The 1,106-nt window shown below is 68.5% G+C and carries 1 protein-coding gene; it reads left to right on the forward strand.

Annotated elements, in window-relative coordinates:
- Nucleotides 1-30: 30 nt before the first annotated feature.
- A partial coding sequence (locus RR1_RS21500; RefSeq protein WP_072713758.1) for a DUF222 domain-containing protein occupies nt 31-1,106 on the forward strand: 1,076 nt, incomplete at its 3' end.

Genomic DNA, 1,106 nt, shown 5'->3' on the forward strand with positions numbered 1-1,106 from the left:
GTGTCGGTGGGTGGTTGTAGTGTCGTACTCATGTTCGATTCGGGTGGGGGCGGCTCGGGAAACGGGCTGGTAGCCGTGGCGGGACTGGTCGAGTCCAAACGTGCGTTGGCGTGTGCGGAGTATCGGCAGATTCGTGCGATCGGGGCGTTTCATGCGGCGCGAGTGGCAGCGGAAGCGTCCGGGTCGGTGGGGATTCCAGGCGAGTCGGCAGCCAACGAGGTGTCGCTCGCACTGGGGATGAGTGAGGGGCGCGTGTGGTTCGCGATCACGCTGTGCGAGGACCTCGAAAACCGGCTGCCGTTGACGAATACGGCGTTCTCGGTGGGTGAGTTGGATCTGGCGCAGGTCCGCACGATCCACAACCTGCTGCAGAATCTGTCCGACGAGAAGGCCCGGATCGTGGAGGCGGCTCTGTTCGCGCGGGGCCCGATCGACGGGTTACCGCCACGGCGGCTCGGAGACCGGCTGCGGCGGTTGGTGGCGCGCTACGACCGTGACGGGTTCGCGGAGCGTTCTGCGCGGGCGAAGGAGCAGCGGTACATCTCGGTCAAGCAGTGCGACGACGGGATGGCGTTCCTCTCGGGCGAGCTGCCGTCACTGGATGCGGCGACGATCTGGAACCGGCTGAAGGAGATGGCCATCGGCGACGTCTGCGCCGGTGACGAGCGTTCCATGCCGCAACGGCATGCCGATGCACTCGTCGCTCTCGCCGATGGAAGCGGGCGGCTCACGTGTGGGTGTGGGCGCAACGACTGCGCGACCGCCATTCCGGCAGCGGGCAAGCGCGGGCCGCTCGTGCAGATCGTCGTGAGCGACGGATCGATCGGCGGCGCATTCGGCAGCGGATCGTTCGGTGCCGGTTTCGGTGCCAGTGCCGGTGCCGGTGCCGGTGCCGGTGCCAGTGCCCCTGGCGGTAGTTCGGCGGCGATCCCGAGCGTCGGCTTCCTGCCCGGTGTGGGTCCGCTCGATCCCGAGACGGTGCGTGAGGCGATCGCGCACTCGGCGACGCAGCGTATCCACGTCAGTGCAGTCGATCCGGTCGAGCCGGCACCGGGCATCGCGGCCCTGCGGTACCGCATCCCGCGTGCCCTGGCCGACCGGATCCG

The organism is Rhodococcus rhodnii NBRC 100604, assembly GCF_001894925.1.
Lineage (GTDB): Bacteria > Actinomycetota > Actinomycetes > Mycobacteriales > Mycobacteriaceae > Rhodococcus_F > Rhodococcus_F rhodnii.